The organism is Paenibacillus nuruki, from assembly GCF_963311185.1.
GTDB lineage: Bacteria > Bacillota > Bacilli > Paenibacillales > Paenibacillaceae > Saccharibacillus > Saccharibacillus nuruki.
Map to the genome: position 1 here is coordinate 1,820,288 of NZ_OY725677.1, position 23,091 is coordinate 1,843,378.

Consider the following 23,091-nt stretch of genomic DNA (forward strand, 5'->3'; position numbering starts at 1 on the left):
TTTTCTTATCATTGTATAATCATTAATTCGTGTTCATTAAGATGATACACATTACGTTCATCTATTTGTTTGACCAATCCTATTTGTTGAAATGGAGAGACAAGTAACCATTCTAACGCTTGCATAGCTTCTTGAGGTTCAATAGAACCAATACCCTGCTTGAGCATACGTTCACGATAATTTCTTGATGCTACTGTACCTACGTTTCCCCAATATCCCCAATTCATAACTTTTACAGAACAAGTCCAATGACTCGATAAATATTGAGCAAATGAGTCTTTAAATGTACATCCTGCTGCGTAATTACTTTGTCCTGCTGGTTTGGCAAATGCGTTGATTGAAGAAAAAAACAATACAAAATCAAGCGATACCTTTTGAAATACATGTTCTATACTAGCGCATACATTAACTTTGGCAGTTAATGCTCCTCGAAATCGTTCTTCATCCATCTGAATTACTGTATTATCTAATAAAGCAATCGCCGCATGAATAACACCGTTAATCTGAGGATAACGCTCTATTATTTCTTGATAGACACGTTCCAACTCATCGGGATTGGCTGCATCTGCACTTATATATTCAGGCGCCGTTCCATACTGTGATAAATGACGCAAGCTTGCTTCAATCTGTTGATTGATACGACGTCTACCTATCCAAATAATCTTCGCCTGATACTCACGTATCATATACTCACTCCATACTTCGCCAATCCCGCCCGCACCACCAATCACTATATAGACGCCATTTTTACGATAAGCAGTTTGTTGAATAGCTTTATACTGTACAGGAATGAGTTGCTGTTCGTGCCACTGCAATCTGCGATAGCTGATTATATTACCATCAGGATTTGTAGGCAAAGAAAAAAGAAATTGCCAATCTATCGTTTTTGTTTGCTCAAGATCAACCACACGAAAGCGCCAATTTTTGATTTCTTTAGCCAGCGAACCGATGAAGCCGCTAATACTACTTTGAATAGGTTTGACCTCTTCAGAAGGAGATACATATTGCGTATTCATAGTGACTATAGTCCATTCCAAACTATGACGATCATAATGGTGTTGAAGTAAACTTTTGATCAGTCGAAACAGTCGAATAACGCCTTGTTCTTGTCCATATATGATAGCTTCACTATGAGTGGTGTCTAATGGGGGATCAGAAGCTATCCATACTATATGATCTAACTGATCATGCAGAAGTATAGATTGATAGATAGAATCAATCGTCTGATCTGTGTCCCATTGCCACCGTATAGCATTCGGATAAGAAGAAGAAATAGCATTCCACTGTATATCGGAACTTCCAATAACCAGTATTTTCTGTAAATTGATTATAGAAGTATCCAAAGCTACTATCTTATCTGTTGAGAAAGTATCCCAGATAGATGCAAACATAGTTAAATGTTCAGGTAATTCAGTCCATACAGGTACAACAGTGGGTTCTAATAATTGTCCTTCTAAAGTTCTAGCTGTATATTTTGAAATACGTATACATAGTTGCCCGGAATCATTATAGAGATTAATATCTAACTTCTGCACTTTATCTTGAGCAGTTGTTCCTTCGCTCCAACAAATACGTGCCCACATCGTAGGTGTACAAGCTTGAATATACTCTAACTCTTCCAAAGCAAAAGGTAACTGAGGTTTTCCTTTCAAATTCGTACCCTCTTGAGACATTGTAAATAGAATAGCGGCTTGGAATGCTGAGTCAAGCATAGTGGGATGCAGTATATAGTCTGATAACGTATTTTCTATCCGAGTTGGAAGCTTGATCCGAGCTACTGCTTGCTTCTGATCGATCCATAAATAATCGATACCTTGATGACTGTCGCCATAATTAAGCCCCCATTGATTCAGCTTTTTATAGCAGGTTGTAGCATCCCATTGTTGTTCTGTACACAATCGTTTGAGTTCTTCAGGATATATATTTAATTCATTAGATACAGAATGATTCTTCATAGTAACCATCCCGTGACCGCATATAGGAAGGCTCGAATCATGATGTCGCATAGCAATTTCATAACGTAGTTGTTCTTGTTTCTCAGAATGTAGATGAACATGTACATCAATAGGTTTATCTGTAATATAGATAGGTTGATTCCATGTCACATGACGCAATACAAAGCCAGTATGCACTTTCGCTAACATCCCGCTTGCTTTTTGAAGCGCCGCAACAGCCATTTCCAAATAAGCTACACCCGGTAGAACAGCAATCCCTTGCACATGATGATGCAATAAAAAAAACTCTTCTCCTGTAAATGTAGATTGAAAAGAAATTTGGTCTGCTGTAGATCTATTTTGTTGTAACATCGGATGTGCTGCAATGTCTTTTAGCCTAGACTTTTGAGCTGTGGGTAGATTAGATTTCAGTCGAAATGTGCTACGCTGAAATGCATATAAAGGTAAACTGACTTTAGTATAAGATTGATTGTCATACACTACATCCCATCGAATATCTACACCATTCAGCCATAATTGTAATAATTGCTCTTCATAATCGCCATCTAAGCTAATTAAAGATTCTTTGTTAGTTATCATGCTCTGTGCAATCAGATCTTCCACTAATGTAGATGAATCATACTTTGCACCGACTAGATAGGCTAACCAATCGGAAGGATGATCTATTTCGTTCAAAGTGCGATTATGCGTATATAGTATAGAATAATTATTTTGCTTATTTATATTATTTAGTTGTTTGGACAATGAATAGGCTATCTGTTCATCGTTCTGATTAGAATAAAGAATAATTTCCAAAGCATCTTGTTTGCTAATAATCTCATCGTCTAATAAATCTATTAATTCTTGCCATGCTTGATGATCAAAAGTATAAGGCTCAGACAAATTCCATTTTTGTTTCAGTTTGCGTAAAGAATGCACAATGATTAACAATAGCATCATGTTGATATGAGTGATAGGATAATCAGACTTTATTTGTTCGTCTTGAATAATACATTTCACAATATCGATGTTATATTTTTCCTGTGTGACCTTATTCCATTCATCTAGCAATGATTTAAACGTATACTGATGAGCATATAATATTTTAGCTTTTGTTATATGTTCTTGTTGAACAAGTAGTATATGTTGATCTTGTGCAAGCTCTGATAGTTGCTTGGATAGATATTGAACGTATTGAGCATCCCCTATCAAAGGCATAATAGACTGACCATTTCCTATATATAAAGGAACAGAGGGGCGCTTAAAAACAATCTCTTCTTTATTTTGTCGATTAAGCAATAGCTTGATAATCGTTGTGATCGGTAAAACCTCACTAATGGCTAGTCCAACCCATGTGCCTTTGCCAAATACGGTAACCCATTCCGGAGTTGTAGTTAATTCGATCAATGTATAAACATAACTATACCCGCTTATAAATGTATATAATTCGCTATTCTCTTCAAGCCAAATATCCTGATAATATCCTTCGATTTTTTGGGAATCTTCTGTTAATTGTTGAAGAATATTTAGCAGTTCTGCTTGTTTTTGTTTGTATAAATGATTATTTATAGCACTTGATGTGATATCAGCATACCCTTTCCAAGATGAGAATCTGGTATCTAAGCTCCAATTAGGCATTTCAGCTTTGACAATATGAGAAGCAGCGATTTCCAACCATTTTTTGATGTCGTTGATAGATGAGACAATACTACCTACTCGATAAGAAAAAGATTCTCTACCTTGCAAAAGAGTTCGACAAATATCGTTCAACGAATATTCATGTTCATCTATATTCTGAATCCAACTTTTCCAGTTCTCAATCAATTGCTTAAGACTTGGAATAGTTTTGGAAGATAATACAATAAATGGAGCGGGTGGTGTACTGAGTGAAGATTCTACAACAGCATCACTTTCACTAACAACTGAACGATACTCTTCTAACAAGACATGAGAATTAACACCACCAAATCCAAAAGAACTTATTCCTGCTCGTAAAGGTTGCTCTGAATCTATAGATTCCCATACACTACATTTTGTAGTGACTTGAAATGGAGTTGATTCAAAATCAATAATAGGATTAAGGGTTTGGATATTTAGAGATGGCGGTATCTTTTTGTGCTTCATCATCATTAAGACTTTAATTATTCCTGCCATTCCAGCTGCACTTTCCAAATGCCCAATATTGGTTTTGACAGAACCGATCTGGCAAAATCCGTTATTTAAAGTATCTGTCCGAAAAGCTTGAGTTAACGCTTCGATTTCGATAGGATCACCTAATGATGTACCTGTACCATGAGCTTCTATATAATTTATAGTCGATGCTTTCACACCAGCAGATTGATAGGCAGCTTGAATAACTTTTTGTTGAGCTTCCATTTTGGGAGCAGTCAAAGAAACACTTTTACCTACATGATTTACAGCGGACCCTCGGATCACTCCATAAATATGGTTCCCATCTTCTATCGCTTGATCAAGTCGCTGTAATAACAGTACAGCCACCCCATCACCAGGTACATAACCATTCGCTTGTTGATCAAATGTTTTGCACTGTCCATCTGGACTAAGCATTCTAGACTGAGCAAAGGAAACATATTTCATCGGATGTAAATTTAGATTAACGGCCGAGGCAATAGCATAATCACAATCATGATCAATCAATGCGCGTCTAGCTTCATGGACAGCCACTAGAGATGAAGCACAAGCGGCGTTAATCGGCATACTCATTCCTTTTAGATTTAAAATGTATGAGATTCGATTAGTTAATAAACTTTCATATGTACCTAAGCAGGCATAGCTATCTATATTCTCATGATTCAAACTGCTTATTTCTTGTAAATAATCAGCTGACATGATACCTGCGTAGACAGAAGTGATTTGTTGTTGCAAATGTGATAATGAAATACCAGAATCCTCAATACAATGCCAGGTCTCCTCTAACAACAATCGTTGCTGAGGGTCCATGTTGTTTACTTCACGTGGCGAAATATTAAAGAATCGATGATCAAAATCGTATACATGATCTATCGCTCCACACCATTTACTATTGGTTTTGCCTGCTTTGAGCACATCGGCAGAGTAATAGTCTTGAATATTCCAACGATCCGCAGGAATTTCTTGAATAGAATTAACACCTGCTTCAAGATTGTCCCAAAATTCATCATATCCGTTCGCATCTGGAAAACGACAAGATATTCCTACAATAGCGATATCTGTTTTTTTCGAGTCCATTACTCTTCACCTCCGTGGAATTAAGGTTTCATAATACCTGCAAAACGAAGCAAATATGAAAATGATGGTGATTTATCACTATAGCCTGATGTGGTTAGCATTTGGGCTTCGAGAAGATTCGGACAATGACCCATACGACGAAAAGCAGCATTACGTAATTTGATAAAAGAACTATTTTTAACAAACCAACAGAAAGTATGTGCTGTGCTATTTTGCTGAATTAACTTTACATATTTACGTCTTTTCTTTTCGTAAGAACGTAACATCGATTCAGAATAATTTTCAGTAGACAATGCTTCTGTTAACGTTTGACTAAGCTCCATCGCACCTTGAATCGCCAGATTCATGCCTTGTCCTAGCGCTGGGCTCAATGCATGACAAGCATCACCCAAAAGAACTGCACCGTCTACAGCCCACTTATCTGTCTCCAGATAAAATGCAGGTATAGACTGAACTTGTTTGAAATCGGTGATCTGTGTTAACTCTTGCTGAAGATGTGGACAAAGAGATACAAGCAATTGACGCAAAGAATCAATCCCGTCGTCTTTGATACTCTGCCATAGCTCTTTACGAAGTGCGAGATAGACACGAGTACGTTTACCAGGCAAAGGAAATACACCACAGCTTACCCCGCTTCCAAAAAAGAAACTGGCTTCTGCTGGTGGCTCTTCTTCCATATGAAAAGTAAAAGCAAACATTTTAGCTTTTTTCTCTTCATACGGATATAGATGATGCTTAATTCCTAATTGTTCCCTAATCTTAGACTTAATACCGTCTGAACCTACTACGACTTTGCTATGAATGATCATAGATTCTCCATCAGTCGTTGCTTCTAGCCCTATCACTTTTCCATTATCGTATAATAGCTGCTGAGCATTGACTCCAGCGTAGAAATGAACATTAGGAAGAGCAACCGCAGCATTAAATATACCTTCATGAATTTTATGATGATCTCCATTTAAAGCATATTGAATAGGGATATCCATTGTGCTGTAATCTCCAGTAAAACAGCGTTTCCCACCTACTGTTCCATAATGAACTTTAGTTACCAGTGCACAATGCTTACGAATTTCAGGAAGTACATCTAGCCCTTTTAAAAGTTCTATCGTAACCGGCTGTAAAAAATCACCTTTCGGTATAGGCTTAAATTGTTTTAAACGCTCTACTAAAGTAACATCATGACCTTTTTTGCCCATAGCTAGAGCTAATGCTACACCTGCAATTCCACCACCGACAATCAATACATCTGTATTTATATGCATTCATTTGACTCCTTCACCTTAGGGTTATTTGTATCTACTGGTTATGAAGCAGGCGATGATTTAGTAAATCGGCAGTTTCGTTCATTAACTTATCTGCTATCTGGTCTACATGTCTTTGTTGCCAGTGTTCAAGTAAAGTGCCTTGTACCCACTGATTAAATGCACCTAATGCAGGTCCGCAGTATACTTGATAATCTACTTTGGATTCCTGATCTCCATGTAATGCCAACTCTGTAGAGTAGGTAAAATACCACTTAAACAGCAAAGCCATTTTTGCTTTGGGGCTACGTTCAGCACGTTCAATTTCTTGCGTACTATGCGTTTCTTTTACATCATCATAGATATCTGAAAAACTTTTTTTGAAATATTGTTCTTGTAATCTTGCTTTGGTCTTCTCATCAATATCTTCAATTGCATTATACTGACGATATAATTCATATAATTTATTGGCACGTGCTGGAAAATATAACCCCTTTTTTAGTACCTGTACTTTCGCTCCTAATTCAAACATATCTCCAGCAGGTGCATATTCTGTATCTTGTACATTAATGTGTTGAAGTAATTCTTTTACTGTTGTACTGGTTCCCGCTTCGACAGTGCATTGATTAATAGAACCTGTCAAAATAAAATCGGCTCCCATAACGAATACTGCTGCCGCCGCTTCTGGTGTACCAATCCCTCCAGCAGCGCCTATTCTTATTTTTCGAGGATATGAGTATTGTTTCATGATTGTGGTTCTCAAACTAAGGAGTGAAGGTAATAAAGCCATCATAACTGCACTATCCGTATAACCACCTGAATCTGCCTCTGCACAAATATCATCTGCCATTGGGATTTTTTTAGCCCAATTTGCTTGTTCCGCTGTAATGTGTCGACTTTGCACCAATTGATCTAATATATGTTGAGGTGGTGGACTCATAAATAAAGTCGCTATCTCTGGACGTGAGCATTTAGCGATGATGCGATGAGAGGTGTTTATTTCACCATTAGGATTAAGCGATACACCAGACACCCGATAGTATACAAGCGCTGTTGTCATCGTTAAAAACCCTTTGGCTTCTATGATATTTACTTGATGCTTTAATAAAAGTTCGACCAATTGTTGTTCCATGTCTGGTTGAACTTGATTATGTAAAAAATTCACTCCGTACGACTCTCCATGCCGAAGTGTTTGCTGGACGGCAACAATATCAGCTTCAATTCGTTCCATCGTTAGTCCTCCAGTGCCTAAAAAAGCAAGGCAACCAAAAGAGGCTAATGTACTCACCATACGTACAGATGCAATTCCGCCGTACATTCCACCAGCTATATAAGCCAATTTGAGATTATATTCTTTTTTAAATTCATGACAACCTAGTGTAGAAGCATCATAACGGTGTGCTGTTGATGTAGGCACTTCTTGTTGCGATGGCTCTACAATGGCTTCTTCTATAATCAATGGGCTAGCCTCCCGCTGAATGGCTGCCACCATATTAGTAACTGCTTTTCCAGGCCCTACTTGGATAATTTCTTGCACTCCTTTTCCCATTAAGTAACGTATACTATCTGTCCACTGTACGGATGAGGTGATTTGTTGAATCATACACTCATGTAGATTATTGGATTCATAAGGACATGCATATACATTTGAAATGACAGGGATAGCAGGCATATTAAAATGAAATTGCTTTAGATAATCAGCAAATTTTTGTTGCACGTTTGCCATATACCTAGAGTGAAAAGCTGCACTGACTTTAAGCATTACATAATTTGTAGCTCCCTGTTGTTCAAATATAGATTGTGCTTGTACAAGATCATCTTTAGGCCCGGAGATCACAATTTGTGAAGGTGTATTAAGATTAGCTATATCGATAGTGCTAAGTCGGTTTTCTTTTAAAATTCGTTCTATGCTAGCCTGATCAAGACCAACAACCGCTGCCATTGCCCCACCGTTTGCTTCTCCCATAAGTGCGCCCCGATATTGGACGATTTTTAGACCGGTTGCAAAATCAAACACGCCTGCTGCTAATAATGCATTGAATTCACCTAGACTATGTCCAGCTACGTAATCAGGAGTCTTGTTTTCTTTTATCATGGTGTAATACATAAGTGCATTGACTACGTATAGTGCTGGTTGAGTAAAAGAAGTATGTCCGATTTGATTTTGAGTATCCTTTAGACAAAGTTCTTCCATCGAATAGCCAAGGATTTCATTAGCTTGAGCTATTAACTCTGGAAATTCAGCAAAATATTCTTTACCCATACCTTTATATTGTGATCCCTGTCCTGGAAATACATAGGCTCTCATAAGCTGTTCTCCTCCTTGTGATTGAGACGGTACAGATGAATAAGGTGTGGAATGATGAACCCTATTCGATTGATTGAATAGACGTTCTATATTCACGTTCTCATCCAAAGCAGGACCAAGAATGACCGTTGTGGATGATAAAGAATGAGTATTTAGATTGCGTTTGACTAGAGTTGATAATGTTCCTCCAGGGCTATTATCGATATACATATGTGGAGCAGAGGATTCTATATATTGAATCGTTTGTTGGAATAAAATAGGTTGCCTTGCTACTTGCCAAAAATGGTCTGGTTGGATAGCTGTAACTAAACCTCCTTGCAAACATGACAAGTAAGGGATGGTGGGTTTTTGAAATGATATAGTTCTTAAAAATTCTAAATACGGTTGCTCTGCTGGATCAATAGCAGGTGAATGAAAAGCAAATGATACAGGTAGTAACTGGCAAGCGATAGATTGTTGAGCAAGATATTTCTGAATGATTACTAATCTATCTACAGATCCAGAAATAACAAAATGCCCGTCATAGCTGACGGACACCAGTGTACAATATTCTATGTCTGGTAGTTGATCATAGATAGAAATAGGTGATAACACAGTTAACATAGACCCCGTCGCACAATACTGTTCAAAACATTTGGCTTGCTGGATCACGCATCTAAGAGCAGTTGAAGCATCTAACACACCTGCAATCGTAGCCGCTGCAAATTCACCAAGACTACTTCCTAAGACATAATCCGGTCGTATTCCACGTGTAATTAATACTTGTGCTAATGCATATTCCACCATGAAAATAGCAGGATGCGACAGCAAAGTACGTGTGAATTGCTGGCTATTGCGAAATTCATTATTGTAAATCGTATGTACAATAGAAATATCAATCATTTCTATCACTATTTTGTCCAAATCAAGCATAATCTGACGATACTGAAGATCTTGATCAAATAATTTTTTGGCCATTTGATAATATTGAGAACCTTGACCGGAAAACATAAATATATTTTTTTTATTCATCGGATACCTCCCGTCTATGTTGGATAATTTGCTTCATTTTGAGACAAAAATGGCCTCGAAGGCATAGCTCTCCCAGGTCGTCTACTGTTATGTACACTACGAAATTTTTTACATATTTTCCTTTGATTTTATGTAACGTGCCGAAACAACGATTAGATATTATCAAAAGATTGGGTATAACTAAAGATAAAATAATTTGCCTGTTAAGTAAATACCTTTTTGTGTAAAATAAGTAACTTAAAGCGATTTAACATTTGATGTAAACTTGATGAATAGTAAACAAAAAGACGTATTTTATATCCATTTATTTGAATATTATGAAATAATAATAATTTTTGTATATCCGTTAACAATATAATGCAAACGATTGTGCGTGTCAATATTCAACAAAAAAACTGACCCTTGAAACAAGGATCAGTTCGGTATACGTTGATTATTTTGAAAGTTCGATATAACGTTCTACTTGTGCAACAACTTCTTCAATAGATGCACCTTCTACGCTCACGATTGGGAAATCATACAATCCAGTGTCACCATCATTTTGAACACGAACAACACCTACATCGTATCCTTTTAATTCTTGATCGCTGTTGACTAGATCAACTTGATGTCCTTTACCTTCTAATACTTCTTTAATATCGTCAAATGGTTTTTCTACAGCAATTTTAGCCATGATAGTTACCCTCCAAAAGTATATTTTTATATTTCGTGATGCTCTATTCTATGATTCACCAACTATATGTATAATGAACCATATTGTGCAATTTGGTATACTAATGTGAATTGTATTTATCCATTTTCGGCTATAGTGCGGATAACTTAATATAGTAAGGAGTTTAGGATAGTGAAGGTATTATTTCAAAATGAAGCGCAACTCTCTGTATATGAAACAAACGAATTTTATCATGAAAAAGGATGGTTTCGGATTCTTCAATTTGCGAATGAAGATATACAAGGGGCAATCGATCTGCATCATCCAGAGCGTATCCTTTTTGAATATCCACGTGCTATGATTCATCTCATGGAGCTTAACAATTCAGAGTTTCAAGATGTGTTTGTGATTGGTCATGGAATAGGAACGATTGCGAGTCACTATCCAGACAAGACCTTTCGGATTGCTGAGATTGATCCTTTGGTAGTAGAACTGAGCCAGACTTATTTCAATTATGCGATAAATAATGTACGCATCGGAGATGGCAGAGCATTGCTTTCGTCAGAGAACGATCATCAGTATGACTATATTATTTTAGACGCTTTTACGACAGAAGGTACTCCGCAACATTTGATCTCTTTATCATTTTTTCAAATGACTGCTACCAAGTTACATGATAAAGGGTACTTGATGATCAACCTGATCGGTAAAGCGAATCATGATCGGCTTATCAATGCGATCTCAACGACGTTGTATGAGGTCTATCCACATCTAGAATGTTTCGCTCTACCTACTGAAGGAACATCTGATATGCAAAATATGATTATGATCGCTGGTTATCAGCCTATACGATATCAGGGTCGTCATATGGCTGGTTTTGAGAGTAAATCACTAGGACAGGGCTATATTATTGAAGATGAATAAAAGGATATCGAAACACAAAAAGGACTTGCTATGGTACAGACGAGCAAGTCCCTTTTATGTTTCTGGTTTTTACACAGAGTATATGAATGTGATTTGTAAAAGGAACAGGGGTATTGTATAAAGCATATTATGAACCGTTCTGAGTCCATACTTCATTCGCTGTCTCGATCACCAGACGAATCTTATCCCACTGTTCTTCTTCGGTTAACATATTGCCTTCTTCAGTCGAAGCGAATCCACACTGCGTGCTTAGACAAAGTTGATTCAGATCTACCACTTGTGCGGCTTCAGCGATTCTAGCTTTGAGCATTTCTTTGCTTTCAAGTCCACCATGTTTGGTAGTAACTAACCCTAGAACAACAAACTGATCTTTAACAAATCGTAGCGGCTCAAATCCACCAGAACGTTCATTATCATATTCTAGAAAAAAAGCATCGACTTGTGCATGTGCAAATAAAGTCTCAGCAATCGGCTCATACCCGCCTGCGGCAAACCATGTGGAACGAAGATTACCCCGACACACATGTAGCGCAATCGTCATATCTTCTGGACGATGAGCTATACTTTCATTAATTAACCGTACATAATCTTCAGCTAATTGATCAGGATCAAGTCCACGACTACGCAAATGAACACGATGTCTACCACTGCATAGCGTTCCCCATGTGGTATCATCTAGTTGTAAATAGCGACAACCGGCATCATAGAATGCTTGAATTGCTTGTTGATAGACCGCAATAATGTCTGTAAACAGTTCTTCTTGATCCGAATAGACATCATTACCGTTATAGTGTTCTACAAAATGAAATAGCGCTGGTGAAGGAATCGTCATTTTGGCTATACGATCTCCAGACAACTGTTGTAGTTCATGAAAATGAGCTAACATCGGATGATTAGCAAAAGAAATTTTATCTACAATTTGAAAACTTTCTGTGCGTGTTTTGCTATCTTGTCCACCTGTGCCTTGATTGAGATAAATTTTCTGAGTGCCTTGAATACCCAGAAAGAAATCTAGATGCCACCACGAACGATGAAACTCTCCATCTGTAATCACTTGTAGTCCTAACGCTTTTTGCTTTTCTACTAATTGAGCAATTTCTTCATATTCAATCACTGCTAATTGATCAGCTGTAATTTCGCCTTGTTCATATTGCAGACGAGCGTCTTTCAGATCGTCCGGTCTAAGAAAGCTTCCAACGATATCATAGCGAAAAGGAGGCTTATTTCGTTTGGTGCCGATGACTGGATTGAGCATAGAATCCTCCTGTATAAGTGTAATCATAATAAGAATTGATTCAGATCAAGTAAGTTCTGAGAGATCATATCATTCAGTAGTTCGATATATTGAGCGGTAATATCACTAGGTTGTCGATCTTTATGAGCAATCCAACCAATCGTTACCGTTTCATTGGTTTCGACAGGAACAGAGATTAACTGATTTCCATTAAGTTCGGATACTAAAATACCTGTTCCTACAGTATACCCATCTGTGCCCATTAATAGATTAGATAATGTAGCTCGATCGCTCACTTTAATACTTTTCTCATTGCTCCGAATACTAAGCATTTCTTCTGAAAAGTGTAATGAATTGTTAACCCCTTGTTCAAACGTAATATATGGAAAACCTAACAAGTCATCCATTTTCACGATTTCTTTCTGTGCCAAGGGATGTGTACTGCGAATCAGAATATGAGGACTTGTATTAAACAACGGAGTAAATTTGAGATTTCCGTCACTAAATAGTTTATTCATCACTTTGAAATTACGTTCATTGATATACAAAATTCCAATATCACTTCGCAGAGAACGAACATCCTCAATAATCGGATATGTCTGTGTTTCTCTTAAATGAAAGCTATATTCGCTGACATCACTTTGCTTCATGAGTTTAACAAAAGCGTCTACAACAAAAGCATAATGTTGTGTAGATACAGAGAAATGAATTTGTGTGCGATTTTTACCATGATAGCGATTCTCGATTAATTCAGTCTGTTCTATAATCTGACGTGCATAACCCAGAAATTCCATTCCATCGATAGAGATACTTATTCCTCGATTGGTACGATCAAAGATAATAATACCTAACTCATTTTCAAGTTCTTTAATCGCATTGGAAAGGCTCGGTTGAGAGATAAAAAGACGTTTGGCTGCTTCATTCATTGAACCGCAGTTAGCGATTTCGATAGCATACCGGAGCTGCTGCAATGTCAACCGTATTCCTCCTTTTCCATCCTTTTTCAATATTTATGATAGAGTACTTCTAGTCTGATCCTGTATTTACATCTAATCGTAGCATATATGTTCAACTGTAAAAAATCAAAAGCTTTTGTTATTTCTCTATTGATCCACTGTATGACAAAACAAAAAGCAGTTCTTTTTAATGATCGAAGAACTGCTTATCTATTTTATTCTGATGTAATTTATAACGCCTGATCAATCCGAGTATTTTCTTCTAGATCACGATATAGCTTTCGTTCGATATCTTTTGCTTTCATCGGCTTACCATAATAGTAGCCTTGAATTTGAAAACATCCTAATTGAGATAACAGCTCCACTTGCTCTTCAACTTCTGCTCCTTCTGCTATCACATTCATATTTAACTGTTGAGCCAATTCTATGACTGAACGGACAACAGCAACATTACGTGGATTGGTACCAATATCATGGATCAATGAACGATCGATTTTGATAAATTGAAAAGGAAAGCGTGTAATAGTTCTCATTGAGGAATATCCTGTCCCGAAATCATCAACAGCTAAAGCAATGCCCATATCGACAAGCGATTTACATACTTTTAGAATTTGATCTTCTTCACGAATGGCTTCGCTTTCTGTAAATTCGAGACATAGTAGATGAGCCGGCAACCCGGTTTCTTTGAGAATACATTCTACTTTTTTGGCAAAGTTAGGATCACTTAGTTGACTAGCTGATACATTGACCGACATTTGCAGATCAGTATGTCCTTCTTTGATCCATAATGCCGCTTGCTGAGCAGCTTCTTTCATCACCCATTCTCCAATTTGCCGGATCGCTCCATTCTGTTCGGCTATCGGAATAAAATCTACTGGTGACACAATCCCTAGATCAGGTGAACTCCACCGCAATAAAGCTTCTACGCCAAATACTTGTTGAGTATGGCTATTCACTTGAGGTTGATATACAAGCGAAAATTCTCCACGATGAAGAGCATTTTCCAATCCTTGTTGTAGCAATAAATGTTTTTCAGCTAATCGTTTCAATTGTTTGGTAAATAAGTGATATTGATTTCGACCTGAGCGTTTGGCGACATACATAGCTGTGTCTGCATGACGTAGTAATGTTTCTGAATCTTCGCCATCATCCGGAGAAATACATATCCCGATACTACAAGAAACTCTATAATATTTTCCTACAATGACCACTTGCTCTTCAAAAGCATGAAGAATCTGATTGGCTATCCCAATAGCGATCTCTTCACCTTCATCAGGAGCCAGTTCTATCATAATCGAAAATTCATCTCCACCCATACGAGCGACAACAGCATGAGGAGGAACATATTGTTGTAACAACTGAGCCACATGTCTTAACAAAATATCTCCAGCTGAATGTCCCATCGTATCATTGATCCATTTGAAATGATCCAGATCAATTTGCATAACAACCACTTTATTACTCTGCTGATTGATATTATCTACAGCCATCCATAATTTACGGTTAAATTGAAAGCGATTAGCTAGTCCTGTAAGTGGATCATTGTAAGCTAGTTCGATTAGTTGAGCTTCATTTAGCTGTTGAGCTGTAATATCACGTACTAATAGATAACAATACAGTTCACCATCAATCTCCAAAAAGTCATTATTCACTTCGACAATGTAAGACATTCCCGTCAAATTGCGGATCTGGACTTGAGAATTCTGTAATATCGTACGATTTTCAAATGCTTTTTTTAAACGATCTCGATAATTATCTTTATCTTCATGCTGGATCATTGCCAAAATATCAATTTCACCTTGAGATTCAGATACCGCTGTTAATAAGCGAAATGCAGGATTAGCTTCGACTGCGATACCATCTCGATTCATCAAAGCAATACCGCTACTCGATAATGTAAATAAAAGCTTATACCGGCGTTCAGCTGCTGCCAGAAAGTTATATTTGTGCATTGCAATATGAAGGGTAATAGCGAGAATCATCCCTGCGTATGCGGGCAAACTTGCGATAGGAAAAAAACTGATCTCGCCACAGAAAGAAGTATACACAAAAGTAACCACTAACCATATGGCTGCCACAATACTTCCTCGAATGATCGTTGCCATCATACGTTTCTCACGTTGATACAATAGTGATCCATTCATCTTGCGGTAACTAAGGACTACAAATGTAATAAGAGTAGTCAAGCTATAAAGAGCAATAATGATAAACATCAGATCAAATGACAACGTACGTTCTTCGACGCGCCAGTATTCACTTTGTGTAATAGAAATATTAAATAAGTAAGGATATCCATTTAGTAAAGGAATACCTATAAGTGGAATACAAGCTAGCAAATGAACAATGTATTTAGGAATAAGCAAACGACTCAAATTAGCAAAAAAGTAAATCAGTAAAGTCATTGCTAAAAAAGATAGATTATAGCCTAAAAATGAAAAAATCATTTGTCCATATTGAAACTCTAAAGTATGCATTAAAAAATCACTTAAAAAAATTAATCCCAATGTAAACATAACCAGCATCGTTAGGCGATGCAGAGAATGTTTAGGGTTTCTCAAAATTACATTTATCGCTAAAGTCGTAAGAAATAAAAAGGGTAAAAACAAACTCACTAAACTGATCAAAAAAATAAACATAATCGTATCCTCCAACCTAACGTTACTATAACGTTATATCTTAAATATCGAACAATATAGACAAAAAGATTAGGGTTAGAGGCAATTTTCGACATACTTCGATCATATTTATATCTTTTAATCCTTTTTATACCATAAAAGTATTCATATGTATTACATTATTCACTTGTTTATGGGTATCCAAAGAAAAAAACTACCTCTAATTTAAAGGTAGCTTTGATCCTATTTGAAAATAATATGGTGCACTGATTTATGATGAATGTGTGCCTGTTGGTCTTACTATAATCTCATTAACATCTACTTCTTTTGGTTGCTGTATTGCATACAAAATAGCGTTAGCAATAGCATGAGCTGGTATGGAGATACGGCGATATTCGATCATCGTTATACGAGCTTGTTCATCCGATATACTATCAGCCAATTCAGATTCAGTAACCCCTGGAGAAATTAGTGTCACTTGAATATCTCCCCTTGATTCTTGACGCAATCCTTCTGTTATTGCACGTACTGCAAATTTAGTCGCACAATATACTGAGGCGGTTGGACTCACTTCGTAAGCCCCTATAGAAGCTATATTTATAAAATGACCTGATTTTTGTTGCTCCATAACCGGTAAACCGGCTGCAATTCCATGTAATACTCCACGAATGTTGACGTCAATCATTCGATTCCATTCTTCTACTTTATAACTATTTAATGGAGACAAGGGCATGACACCAGCATTATTGATGAATACATCAACTTTTCCAAATTTTTGCTTGGCAAAATCGACGAATGCTTTCATCTGCTCTAATTGTGTTACATCAAGAGTATAATACTCTGCCTGTCCTCCTGCTGCTCTGATTTCTTCGACGACATGTTCTAAGCGATCTGTACGTCGTGCTCCTAATACTACATAAGCTCCTGCTTCAGATAATACCCGTGCAGTGGCTTCTCCAATGCCACTACTAGCTCCTGTAATCAGTACAACTTTTTTTGAAATCATATTCATTTTTATCATCCTCCCTCATTCTTGAACCTAGTGTATAATAGGAGAACTCTGTTAAATAGATGAGCATTTATACTAGGATTTTTTATCCCAGTCTATTCATATTGAATATATGTACAAAATAATTTATAGGAGATTACTATGCTAGAATTAGATCGTCAATTGGAATTAGGAGCTTTTCTCAAAAATCGTCGTGCTCGGATATTACCTGCACATGTAGGATTACCTGAAAATGGACGTAGACGTACCCCCGGGTTACGTCGTGCTGAAGTGGCTATGCTGGCTGGAGTAAGTATCGATTGGTATACCTATCTTGAGCAAGGAAGAGATATTCAAGTTTCTAATCAAGTCTTAGAAAGTATTGCTCGTGTTCTTCAATTAGATGATTCTGAACGTAAGCATCTCTTTTTGTTAGCTCATCGTCAATTACCACCGGAGACAGAACGCCCTCCTTTGCAAGTGAGTGATACGTTGCAACGTTTTCTAGATCAATTAGGTCATGCTCCTGCTTGTGCTATAGATGCGAAGTTAAATATCGTAGCCTGGAATAGAGCCTTCTCAGTTGTGTATGGCGATTATGATCATTTCAATACACGAGAACGTAATTTATTATGGCAAACTTTTATGTCTCCTGCATTTTTGGCTTTAAAAGGATCTCAGTGGAAAGATCATGCTCTTCGCCTTGTCGCTCAGCTTCGTGCACACTATGCCCGTTTTATCGAAGATAATTGGTATGCTGATTTTATTCTTGATCTTCAACAGCACAGTATAGAATTTCAACAATTATGGGAATTGCATGAGGTTTTGGATGCTCCTGAAGGACGTAAACTGATACATCATCCTGTAGTTAAAGAATTAGCATTTGAACATATTTCATTTCAATCTATAGATGTTCCAGATGTACAAATTTTAGTAAATATAGCGTTGCCCGAATACGATACAGCTCAAAAATTAGCGCTATTACTGAATTAGAAGTAGTTAAACACTACTTTTATTCAGTAATAGCCGTATTATTTTGTAGTTGTATCTATTATAGAGATGTGTTATTCATTTTTTCTGGTTGAGCGTCGAATTTTTCTTGATTTTGCGTATGATGCGAGTAATTTTGATTTTATTATTGTGAATTTTTCATATGTTGAAATTATATTTATAGTTGTTGGCATATCGTTGGTGATCGAAAAAAATGCTTATCTATTAGAATTGCTCCCTTTTTCTAACAAAAACAAAAAAACCACTGAAAATAGCTAAATATGAGCTATTTTCAGTGGTTTATCATTTAATTATTCTATTTTCTAGCAATTACACGCTATTATTCTTCTTTTCTTGTTCTCTTAGTTCAATTCTGCGAATTTTGCCAGAACTGGTTTTCGGTAGATCGCTCACAAATTCGATTTTACGTGGATATTTATAAGGGGCTGTCCACTCTTTAACGTGAGTTTGTAGCTCTTTGATTAATTCATTCGTCTCTTCGACTCCATCTTGTAGCACGATAAATGCTTTAACTACATGACCACGAACTTCATCAGGACTGGCGACTGCTGCACATTCTTTCACTGCTGTATGCTTCATCAAAGCTTCTTCTACTTCAAAAGGCCCTATCGTATAACCGGAACTGATAATAATATCGTCGCCACGACCTTCAAACCAGAAATATCCGTCTTCGTCTTTCCAAGCACGATCGCCAGTTACAAAATAATCGCCATGAACGTTGACCTGTTTACGTTCTGGATTAAGGTAATACGTCTGGAACAATGCAGGCATATCCATTCGTACAGCGATATCTCCTACTTGTCCAGCTTTTACAGGTACACCTTCTTCATCTACTACTTCTACTAATCCTGGTGACATCGATTTACCCATAGAACCTAAGCGAATTTCGGTATCGATCAAGTTCCCGATCAACAAGGTACTTTCAGTCTGTCCATAACCATCACGAATCGTGATATCGAAATGCCGCTTAAAGGTATGAATGACTTCTTGGTTAAGCGGTTCGCCCGCAGAAACAGCACTACGCAAGTTAGGCAATTTATGTTCATCTAATCCTTCGATTTTGGCCATAATCCGATACTCTGTCGGTGTACAGCAAAGCACTTGGATATTGTAATCATGAAGCAAGTGCAAGTAACGTTTGGGATGAAATGTTCCATTATAGACAAATCCAGTCGCTCCATTACCTAGAACCGATAAGAAAGGACTCCAGATCCACTTCTGCCAGCCCGGTGCCGCTGTTGCCCATACACTATCGGTATCACGAATATCAAGCCATGGTGAAGTAATACGAAGGTGAGCATATGCCCAACCATGAGTATGCACTACGCCTTTAGGATTACCTGTTGTGCCTGAAGTATACGCTAGAATCGCCATATCATCACGGCGAGTATCTATAGCTGTAAATTCTTCAGATTGTCCAGTCATCAGTTCATCCAGTCCAACCCATTGATCTGACAAGGCAATCTCTTCATTAGATACAGCAATACGATGCTTCCAAGAAGGCAACTCGTCTTCAATTTTGTCGACTTCATTTATCACATCAGACCATGCAATCACTGCTTTGGCTTGAGAATGATCCAGACGATACGCTAAGTCTTTAGCGCGTAGCATCTCTGAAGAAGGGATAATCACTAATCCGCTTTTTAGACAAGCCAGATAAATGACATAAGCAATAATCTGTCTTGGTACCATGACCAATACACGATCTCCTTTTTCCAATCCTAACTTAACTAATCCATTTGCCAAACGATTTGCCTTTTTCAACAAATCACCATAAGTGATCTCAGCATAATCATCATGCTCATTTAACCATTTCAAAGCAATCTTATTAGCATCATGACGTTCCATTTCTGACGTCAGGTTATATTGTTCGGGTGCAATCCATTTTTGATAATCCAAATGAGTAATCTCCTTTATTCAACCATAATATAAGTGTTCCCACTTCTGAATAGTATATCACGTCTTAAGACCAGGTTCTAATATCAAAAGTCATAATTCTATCTATACTAACAGAAAAGATCCAATTTGACACATCGATATTATTCGATATAATAGCTTTTATGACAGAAATCGATATCTTTAAAGCTCTTTCTAATGAGACACGTCTAAATATATTGAAATGGTTGAAAGAACCTGAGAAGAACTTTCCCCAACAACAAGCACACTTGCCTAAGGAGGTCAGTATCAAAGGTGGCGTATGTGTAGGCGATATTCATGATAAGGTGAATTTATCTCAGTCAACGGTTTCACATTATTTATCTATTATGCAAAAGGCAGGTCTTCTAGAAGCTGTGCGTTACGGGCAGTGGACTTATTATCGTCGTAATGAAGACACAATTAAGAAAATAGCTAAGTTCTTAGATGAAGACATTTGAACAAAGCTAATTTCTTTTTTTGAATGTATATCGATTATTCGAGATATTTATATAAAAGGAGTGAATAATGTGCGTAAAGTACTGATTTATCTAGCAGCTATTATCGCTGGTATGTCTCTAAGTATCGAAGCTGCGATCGGCGGTGCGCTAGGTGAACACGTAGGTGAATTAGAAAGTACGTATTACATTTTTATTATCGGAGCTATGGCTACTTTTCTAGTCACTTTATTTTTTGGTAAAGGTAACTTGGGTGCTATCTTTACAGTACCGAAATGGAATCTTCTTGGCGGTCTTCTAGGTGTTGTATATCTTGCTCTACTCGTCATTAGTGTAACGTTAATCGGTGTAGGCATATCGATCACAGCCGTTATTATTGGACAGATTGTGATCAGTATTATTATTGAGCACTTTGGATTGCTTGGTTCTCCCAAAATCAAATTTAATGTCAATCGATTGGTAGCTGTTGTTTTGCTTACTGTGTCGTTTTTCTTAGTCTTATAGGAGGTCAACTTTATGAATATAGTGATGTTAATTCTTCCTTTACTGGCAGGTATCGGATTAGGTATTCAATCAGCTATCAATGGTACACTCGGCAATAAGATCGGAACGATAGAAAGTGCTTTTTTCACTTTTTTCACAGGAGCGATTTTCTTAACGATTATTGTCAATTTCTTTGGACAAGGTAATATTTTGAATATCCATGAAGTTCCCAAATGGCAGTTACTATGTGCAATCTTTGGAGTCATTTATCTGTCATTGATGGTGTTGGCTGTTCCTAAGATCGGTGTTACGGCTGCTGTTATCTCGGTTATTGTTGGTCAATTGATCGCTAGTATGGCTATTGATCACTTTGGATGGTTTGAAAGTGCAACGATTCACTTTGGTATTAAGCGTCTAATCGGAGTAGTATTAATGCTTATCGCTTTGTTCTTTGTTTTCCGTGAGAAAACGTCGACCAAGACGACTGCATCATAAGTCATTGATTTGTACTCATGAATAGACCGTATATATGATTATCCTGCTCTACGGCATAATCTATACGGTTGCATATATCTTTCAATAGAAAAAGACCCTAAGCTCTGTATACCACAGAACTTAGGGTTTTCTTTTTAGAAATGATTTGGATATTTATTGTCCTTACCTTTTAACTCAAATCTTCACCATTACTAGCAATCACTTTTTTATACCAATCAAAACTTTTCTTTTTAAAACGTTTCAGTGTACCTTGTCCTTCATTATCTTGATCAACATAGATAAATCCATAACGTTTAGACATTTCAGAGGTAGAAGCACTGATAATATCAATAGCTCCCCAGCTGGTGTAACCCATCACATCTACTCCATCTTGAATAGCTTCTTTCAATTGCCCTAGATGCTGTCTGAAATATTCAATTCGGTAATCGTCGATAATCGTACCATCTGCTTCAAGTACATCTGATGCGCCAAGACCATTTTCCACTACAAATAAAGGCACTTGATAACGATCGTACATTTCTTTGAGCGCATAACGTAAACCTTCAGGGTCTAATTGCCATCCCCACTCGGTTACTTCTAGATATGGGTTCTTGACAGTGCTGAATAGATTCCCACCGGTCACTCCATAGTCTTCTGGTGTTACAGTAGAAATCAGTGTCATGTAATAACTAAATGAGATAAAGTCTACCGTATATTTTTTCAAAATATCTTCGTCTTCTGCTTCCATCTGAATCTGAATATCGTTTTCAGCGAAAAAGCGTTTGGTAATCGGCGGGTAGCTTCCTCGTACCTGTACATCTGTATACATCAGATTCATTTGATTATCGAATTGACACTGTATCATATCGGCTGGCTTGGAAGTCGCAGGGTAATGTAACATCCGTGCTAACATACAACCGATTTGAAATTCAGGATTAATTTCTTTCGCACGCTTTGTTACCAGACTACTAGCTATAAATTGATGATGCAATGCTTGGTATGCTGCTTGTTGCGGGTTCTCTTCTCGATCAGTAATAATTCCTGCTCCTGTAAAAGGTTCGATAATGGTCGTATTAATCTCGTTAAACGTAAGCCAGTATTTCACCAGATCTTTATAACGAGTCATCACCGTTTCTGCATAACGTTCAAAGAATCCAATCACTGCGCGATTTTTCCAACTACCATATTTGAGTACCAGATTCATCGGCATTTCATAATGAGAAAGAGTCACTAAAGGCTCGATATTGTATTTACGTAATTCGTTGAACAAATCTTCATAATGCTGTAGCCCTTGCTCATTAGGCTGTGCATCATCTCCATTTGGGAAAATACGTGTCCATGCAATCGATAAACGAAATACTTTAAAGCCCATTTCAGCAAATAATGCAATATCTTCTTTGTAATGATGATAAAAGTCGATCCCGTAACGCTTCGGATATCCTTCGGCTGATGGATCTTGCAATGCTTTCTCTATCGACTCACTAGAACGATGCATTAAGGAAGCAATATCACTGTAATTTTTCGTTTTGGTATACGATACCATATCCGCTGTCGATAGCCCTTTACCATCAACGTTAAAAGCTCCTTCTGCTTGATTCGCTGCAATCGCTCCGCCCCACAAAAAATCCTTTGGAAAAACGTGTTCTGTTGTCATATAAGT

Annotated in this window: 15 protein-coding genes; 5 read left to right on the forward strand and 10 right to left on the reverse strand. The window is 37.3% G+C overall.

The window, feature by feature from the left end; genetic code table 11:
• Positions 1 to 8: 8 nt before the first annotated feature.
• The 4 genes from RCP16_RS07980 to RCP16_RS07995 form a co-directional block, all read right to left on the reverse strand.
• A complete protein-coding gene (locus tag RCP16_RS07980; protein ID WP_308642106.1) occupies positions 9 to 5,162 on the reverse strand; it encodes an SDR family NAD(P)-dependent oxidoreductase in 5,154 nt (1,717 codons plus the stop codon).
• Between the two features lie 20 nt (positions 5,163 to 5,182).
• Positions 5,183 to 6,424: an FAD-dependent oxidoreductase gene (locus tag RCP16_RS07985; RefSeq protein WP_308642107.1), complete on the reverse strand. Its 1,242-nt coding sequence runs from the start codon at positions 6,422 to 6,424 to the stop codon at positions 5,183 to 5,185.
• 34 nt (positions 6,425 to 6,458) lie between these two features.
• Positions 6,459 to 9,722 carry an ACP S-malonyltransferase gene (fabD, locus tag RCP16_RS07990; protein WP_308642108.1) on the reverse strand — a complete coding sequence of 1,088 codons (3,264 nt, stop codon included), beginning with the start codon at positions 9,720 to 9,722 and terminating at the stop codon, positions 6,459 to 6,461.
• Positions 9,723 to 10,155: 433 nt separating this feature from the next.
• A complete protein-coding gene (locus RCP16_RS07995) occupies positions 10,156 to 10,395 on the reverse strand; it encodes a YkuS family protein (RefSeq protein ID WP_137224257.1) in 240 nt (79 codons plus the stop codon).
• 171 nt (positions 10,396 to 10,566) lie between these two features.
• On the opposite strand from RCP16_RS07995, the gene RCP16_RS08000 reads away from it, so the two are divergent.
• Positions 10,567 to 11,298, forward strand: coding sequence for a spermidine synthase (locus tag RCP16_RS08000; RefSeq protein ID WP_308642109.1), 732 nt, complete (start codon positions 10,567 to 10,569; stop codon positions 11,296 to 11,298).
• 127 nt (positions 11,299 to 11,425) lie between these two features.
• Here RCP16_RS08000 and RCP16_RS08005 read toward each other — a convergent pair whose 3' ends face one another.
• The 4 genes from RCP16_RS08005 to RCP16_RS08020 form a co-directional block, all read right to left on the reverse strand.
• Positions 11,426 to 12,553 carry a 5-methyltetrahydropteroyltriglutamate--homocysteine S-methyltransferase gene (locus tag RCP16_RS08005; RefSeq protein ID WP_069327607.1) on the reverse strand — a complete coding sequence of 376 codons (1,128 nt, stop codon included), beginning with the start codon at positions 12,551 to 12,553 and terminating at the stop codon, positions 11,426 to 11,428.
• A gap of 23 nt (positions 12,554 to 12,576) precedes the next feature.
• A complete protein-coding gene (locus RCP16_RS08010) occupies positions 12,577 to 13,509 on the reverse strand; it encodes a LysR family transcriptional regulator (RefSeq protein WP_308642110.1) in 933 nt (310 codons plus the stop codon).
• Between the two features lie 209 nt (positions 13,510 to 13,718).
• Entirely contained in the window at positions 13,719 to 16,001 is a 2,283-nt protein-coding gene (locus tag RCP16_RS08015) for a putative bifunctional diguanylate cyclase/phosphodiesterase (protein ID WP_308642111.1), read from the reverse strand.
• A gap of 373 nt (positions 16,002 to 16,374) precedes the next feature.
• Positions 16,375 to 17,115 (reverse strand): SDR family oxidoreductase, encoded by a 741-nt coding sequence (locus RCP16_RS08020; RefSeq protein ID WP_308642112.1) that lies wholly within the window; start codon positions 17,113 to 17,115, stop codon positions 16,375 to 16,377.
• Positions 17,116 to 17,253: 138 nt separating this feature from the next.
• Here RCP16_RS08020 and RCP16_RS08025 point away from each other — a divergent pair, with 138 nt between their 5' ends.
• Positions 17,254 to 18,084 (forward strand): helix-turn-helix transcriptional regulator, encoded by an 831-nt coding sequence (locus RCP16_RS08025; RefSeq protein WP_308642113.1) that lies wholly within the window; start codon positions 17,254 to 17,256, stop codon positions 18,082 to 18,084.
• A gap of 327 nt (positions 18,085 to 18,411) precedes the next feature.
• Here RCP16_RS08025 and RCP16_RS08030 read toward each other — a convergent pair whose 3' ends face one another.
• Positions 18,412 to 19,950, reverse strand: a complete 1,539-nt coding sequence (locus RCP16_RS08030) for an acetate--CoA ligase (RefSeq protein ID WP_308642467.1) — start codon at positions 19,948 to 19,950, stop codon at positions 18,412 to 18,414.
• A gap of 212 nt (positions 19,951 to 20,162) precedes the next feature.
• Here RCP16_RS08030 and RCP16_RS08035 point away from each other — a divergent pair, with 212 nt between their 5' ends.
• The 3 genes from RCP16_RS08035 (at position 20,163) to RCP16_RS08045 (ending at position 21,452) form a co-directional block, all read left to right on the forward strand.
• Positions 20,163 to 20,477, forward strand: a complete 315-nt coding sequence (locus RCP16_RS08035) for an ArsR/SmtB family transcription factor (protein ID WP_069327612.1) — start codon at positions 20,163 to 20,165, stop codon at positions 20,475 to 20,477.
• Positions 20,478 to 20,546: 69 nt separating this feature from the next.
• Positions 20,547 to 20,978 carry a DMT family transporter gene (locus tag RCP16_RS08040; protein ID WP_083243468.1) on the forward strand — a complete coding sequence of 144 codons (432 nt, stop codon included), beginning with the start codon at positions 20,547 to 20,549 and terminating at the stop codon, positions 20,976 to 20,978.
• 12 nt (positions 20,979 to 20,990) lie between these two features.
• Positions 20,991 to 21,452 carry a DMT family transporter gene (locus RCP16_RS08045; protein WP_069327613.1) on the forward strand — a complete coding sequence of 154 codons (462 nt, stop codon included), beginning with the start codon at positions 20,991 to 20,993 and terminating at the stop codon, positions 21,450 to 21,452.
• Positions 21,453 to 21,621: 169 nt separating this feature from the next.
• On the opposite strand, the gene ascB is transcribed toward RCP16_RS08045, so the two are convergent.
• Positions 21,622 to 23,085, reverse strand: a complete 1,464-nt coding sequence (gene ascB / locus RCP16_RS08050; protein WP_273593946.1) for a 6-phospho-beta-glucosidase — start codon at positions 23,083 to 23,085, stop codon at positions 21,622 to 21,624.
• Positions 23,086 to 23,091 lie beyond the last annotated feature (6 nt).

Bases quoted from the DNA above. Each gene is read 5' to 3' on its own strand.
- RCP16_RS08025 (WP_308642113.1), top strand. From the start codon at position 17,254: ATGCTAGAATTAGATCGTCAATTGGAATTAGGAGCTTTTCTCAAAAAT.
- RCP16_RS08045 (WP_069327613.1), top strand. From the start codon at position 20,991: ATGAATATAGTGATGTTAATTCTTCCTTTACTGGCAGGTATCGGATTA.
- RCP16_RS07995 (WP_137224257.1), bottom strand. From the start codon at position 10,395: ATGGCTAAAATTGCTGTAGAAAAACCATTTGACGATATTAAAGAAGTA.
- fabD (WP_308642108.1), bottom strand. From the start codon at position 9,722: ATGAATAAAAAAAATATATTTATGTTTTCCGGTCAAGGTTCTCAATAT.
- RCP16_RS07985 (WP_308642107.1), bottom strand. From the start codon at position 6,424: ATGCATATAAATACAGATGTATTGATTGTCGGTGGTGGAATTGCAGGT.
- RCP16_RS07980 (WP_308642106.1), bottom strand. From the start codon at position 5,162: ATGGACTCGAAAAAAACAGATATCGCTATTGTAGGAATATCTTGTCGT.
- ascB (WP_273593946.1), bottom strand. From the start codon at position 23,085: ATGACAACAGAACACGTTTTTCCAAAGGATTTTTTGTGGGGCGGAGCG.
- RCP16_RS08015 (WP_308642111.1), bottom strand. From the start codon at position 16,001: ATGTTTACATTGGGATTAATTTTTTTAAGTGATTTTTTAATGCATACT.
- RCP16_RS08005 (WP_069327607.1), bottom strand. From the start codon at position 12,553: ATGCTCAATCCAGTCATCGGCACCAAACGAAATAAGCCTCCTTTTCGC.
- RCP16_RS08035 (WP_069327612.1), top strand. From the start codon at position 20,163: ATGACAGAAATCGATATCTTTAAAGCTCTTTCTAATGAGACACGTCTA.
- RCP16_RS08030 (WP_308642467.1), bottom strand. From the start codon at position 19,950: ATGGAACGTCATGATGCTAATAAGATTGCTTTGAAATGGTTAAATGAG.
- RCP16_RS08020 (WP_308642112.1), bottom strand. From the start codon at position 17,115: ATGAATATGATTTCAAAAAAAGTTGTACTGATTACAGGAGCTAGTAGT.